The sequence below is a fragment of the Bartonella sp. AP88HLJMH genome (assembly GCF_042195605.1).
Classification (GTDB): Bacteria; Pseudomonadota; Alphaproteobacteria; order Rhizobiales; family Rhizobiaceae; genus Bartonella.
Genome location: NZ_JBHIOR010000034.1, coordinates 2,754 through 7,186, shown reverse-complemented (window position 1 = coordinate 7,186; position 4,433 = coordinate 2,754). Strand labels below are relative to the sequence as shown.

Annotated in this window: 2 protein-coding genes and 1 pseudogene; all 3 read right to left on the bottom strand. The window is 36.8% G+C overall.

The window, feature by feature from the left end:
* A pseudogene (locus ACFIMA_RS08940) lies at positions 1-328 on the bottom strand (ABC transporter substrate-binding protein); the annotation flags it as partial.
* 1,622 nt (positions 329-1,950) lie between these two features.
* Entirely contained in the window at positions 1,951-2,577 is a 627-nt protein-coding gene (locus tag ACFIMA_RS08935) for a DNA-3-methyladenine glycosylase I (RefSeq protein ID WP_375632504.1), read from the bottom strand.
* Positions 2,555-3,985 carry an exodeoxyribonuclease VII large subunit gene (xseA, locus tag ACFIMA_RS08930; protein ID WP_375632505.1) on the bottom strand — a complete coding sequence of 477 codons (1,431 nt, stop codon included), beginning with the start codon at positions 3,983-3,985 and terminating at the stop codon, positions 2,555-2,557. The genes ACFIMA_RS08935 and xseA overlap by 23 nt, the downstream gene beginning before the upstream one ends.
* Positions 3,986-4,433: the final 448 nt, after the last annotated feature.

The window sequence follows — 4,433 nt, the reverse complement described above, 5'->3', positions numbered from 1 at the left end:
ACTTCAAACCATCACGTAAATGAAAAGTAATCACCGTACTGTGATCATCACCTGAAACATCCCAATGTGTTGCTAAAACGGGAACCATTTTAGCAGGATCATCTGTCGCAGTACTCACCAAGTTATCACAAATATTGTAAATAATTTCACTTCCATAAACATCATTAAGTTGTGCGGGATCAAACGTACTGATTGCATCAAGATTCCAAGCCATCACAAGGGTATCAGCGGGTGTTTTTGCTGAAACCTGTTGTACAACTACGCCCAAAGCCATAAGAGCAGAAACAAGAGAGCTGCTACTTTTCAATATTGTTTTCTTCAAGTTCATAAACTTTTCCCTTTATTTATTTTTATCAATTAATGACGCTGAAATAATATAGCAAATTTATAATTATAACATTGAATAAATACGTTCTAATCGCCTATATTTTTAATCACCTACACAGAGTCATCTACTTGATAAATTCATTGACTTACGTCTCAATAAACCATAACGAACATGCAATATATGTTTTGCTAACCAGTATTACATTCTTTTCATAACCTCTTTGCATATGATAATGCACTATATCAGTTCTCTATTAATCATCAATAAGCCTTGTCGCCCCAAAAATAGTGAGCTTTAAAAAAATCATTACGCAAAAATTTATGAATTCATTATTCTATTCCTTTAGGCGACATTTAAAATAAAATATGCAAACTTTAAAAATAGTCATCCCCCTCAAACACTGTTTCAAGATACGGCGCATCTTTACTACATGACCAAAACGGCACTGAAACAGCAGAAAGACATAAGAAAATATCTTTTCTAAAACGCTACCCCCCACAAAAATCTGCTTAATCTTTTGAAAACTAAGTGTCAAAAGTTTTACGTTTTTACCAACAAAACCAAACGCGTTAACAAAGATAAAGGAAAAATGAGAAGAAGCATTCCTTCCACGCTTTATCTTTTGAGAAATAAAGCTTACAATAAAAGAATATACACTAAAATGCATTCTCTCATTGATAAAAATAAAATTCATTAGACGTTTCCCCCCTAAAGACATAACGAATATAAACCCTTCTAAACTTTGGCGTGCATCATTGCTTTACCACTATAAAAATAGAATAGAAAACAACATACCGCAACAGAACTCTCGTTTCCAGCGGAAACATACAGAGATTCAACGAAGCAATGCAGTGAATACCAGTCTGTCTGAGCTTAAGTATCCTCCCAAAACTGGAGCTCACACGCAGTAAAATTCCTCTCTAGTGAAGGAAAGTTATCAGATAATAAAACCTAACACAAGCAGCTTGAGTCATTTAACTTCAATTTTTCATCGCTGTATTTTATTTTTATTACCTAGGTAAGCATTGAGCAATCGACCTACATATAAATAAACCGACAATCATACAAGCAAAGTAAAACAATGCAACAACAGCACCCCATCTAAAAACCACTTTGCATTCGTCAATAATCATGAATAAAATATTCATTAATTATAACAGTCATGTTATTAACGGAAATAAAAAAACTCTTCTGAACCATTACAAATACCAAAGACTGTTGCACAACATTGAGAGCTAGTAAATGTGTGATGGTGCCGATCTTCTCCTTCATAAGCGTAAAGATGGAGTGCACGATGGATTTACTGTCATAGTATTCATGAGCTGCGTCGCAAAATGGGCCTTGGTGTAACTAGATGTTTCTTTAAAACATACAAGACATTACCATTATCTCACTTCAGATACATAACAGTTAAGGTATCACTTCTTTTGGCATCTGTTTTTTCATCCTCAAAATTATACCTTTATCGTTTTTAGTGCCAACAACAGTAGAAAATCATTAATATTGTATAGTTTGTATATTTCAATTATCTTATACAGTGGAATTGTATAATCTATACATTTATTAAATAATTCAATTATTATCCTATTGATCATTACTCTTACAAAAGACAGTTTGCCAATTTATCGACAAAAACATCCTTCAAGATGATCATTAACAATCCCTACGGACTGCATAAAAGCATAACAAATTGTGGGACCAACGAATGTCCAGCCACGTCTCTTCAAGTCTTGAGAAAGACGAAGAGAAGCAGGTGTCATAGGGTTAGCCAACAGTGTTTGAAAGTCTATCTTTTCATAACGCTCTGATTGTGGTGGCTGAAAAGACCAAAAATAGCGGGACAAACTTCCCCACTCTGTTATAATTTCTTGTGCTCTAAGTGCATTATTAAGCACTGATTGAATTTTTCCTTGATGGCGAACAATGTCTTTATTCTGCATTAACATTTTCACCTTTAGCTCATCGTAATGAACAATCTTTTCAAAGTCAAAGTGATCAAATGCAACGCGAAAAAAAGAGCGTTTTTTTAAAATTGTAAACCAAGAAAGCCCCGCTTGGAAACCTTCAAGACAAATTTTCTCAAACAAACGAATATCCTCAAAAACAGGCTTTCCCCATTCGGTATCATGATAAGCACAATAAAGTGGATCCGTTCCAGCCCATGCGCAACGAACTTTTCCATCTACTCCCTTAAGAAGACCTTCCGCAAGCATGGCATTAACCGTATTAAAAGAGAGTTCCTTGATCATCGCTTGGCGACTTTATCTGCTTGTGTTTTGACCGTTTAGCGGAAATAGGCTCTTGTGTTGCAACACTGATATCTCCATCAAAAAAACGTAAATTTATGTGCCCCATTTCAGGAAACTGAGCCAAGCGTTTAATGGGCTTATTCTCTTTCCCCAAAGCCAAAACAAAACCGCGCTCCAAAATATTCTGATATGAAGTGCTTCTTAAAAGCCTAGATACTACCTCTAACCCAGCCCGTTGTTTTTCCACACTACGCACAAAAGCACGCTGAAGACGTGCCGTATATTCCTTTGTATTGCGTTGTGCTTTTTCACTATTTAACAAACGCGGTGAAAGACGCACACCAAGTGCATGAAAAGAAAAACGTTTTTTATCGTAGCTTACACAAAGAGCACGCTGCAATCGACTTGAAGTTTCATCCAAACCACGCCGTGGTAGAGCAAAAAGTTGATCGGCAGTCGGAAGAGCTCGTAGAGTAGCACGCAATTTTTGTCGATAAAAATCCAAATAACGCGCGAGTCCCTTGCGCAAACGTGCATCAAGCGATGCCACCAGCACCTCGAGATCAAGCTTAACAGGAACAGCCCGTTCTGCTGCGGCGGTAGGAGTTGGAGCGCGCCAATCAGCCACATAATCAATCAAGGTCCAGTCCGTTTCATGCCCAACAGCAGAAATAACAGGAAGAGAAGATTCATAAACAGCACGAACAACAGCTTCGTCATTAAACCCCCACAAATCTTCTAAACTTCCTCCTCCCCGTGCAACAATAATAAGATCAGGTTTTGGAATAAGTCCACCTGGACCAAGAGCATTAAAACCTTCAACAGCAACAGCCACTTCCCTCCCACTTGTTTCCCCCTGAACACGTACAGGCCAAACCAAAATATGCAACGGAAAACGATCGGATATACGATGAATAATATCACGAATAACAGCACCTGTTGGTGATGTTACAACGCCTAAAATTCGAGGCATATAAGGCAAAGTTTTTTTCTTTTCTTCATCAAACAAGCCTTCTTCTAAAAACTTTTTCTTACGATTTTCAAGAAGTGTCATCAAAGCACCAACCCCCGTTGGTTCAAGAGCCTCGATGACAATTTGATATTTCGATGACCCTGGATACGTCGTAAGTTTACCAACAGCAACTACTTCCATCCCTTCTTCAGGAGGGAATTTGAGCTTTTCCATAACTCCACGCCAAATAACAGCTTCCAACCGTGCCTTATCATCTTTTAAAGCAAAATAAGCATGTCCCGAAGCATGAGTACCACGGTACCCTGATATCTCCCCACGCACCCGTACATAACCAAACTTTTCTTCAACAACACGCTTTAGAGCCCCTGCTATTTCGGAAACAGTGAATTCTGCCACATTAGTTACACCTGTTTTTTCACTAAACAAACTTACCATTTTTCAATTCTTTACGCCCGTTTCTGTGAACCTTTTTGAAACAACACATCTTTAAACTTTTGATTTATAGCTTCATCAAAATACCCATAACACCGGCTAGAACAACTTATATTTTTAATTTCAAATCGATTATCAGGGTTGTAAAAAAAACTTGAAGCCGTTGTATGGGGATGTCTAGAGTCATTATTTCATCCGAAAATTCTATCAATAGAAGTTAAAATATTCAATCCTAACATCCAAACAAACACATATTCTATAAGAATTCCTGAAATAAAATTCTCTACACAACATAGTAATCCATTCCCGATAAAATTCAATGTATTGCAAAGTGTTAAAGAGCTTTGCAATACATCAAATATATCATGACCATGTTTTTTATATTTTATAAACCTGATACCTTTTTATTTTTCAATTGCACTATAAAAAATACGTGGTGCACTATTCCAAA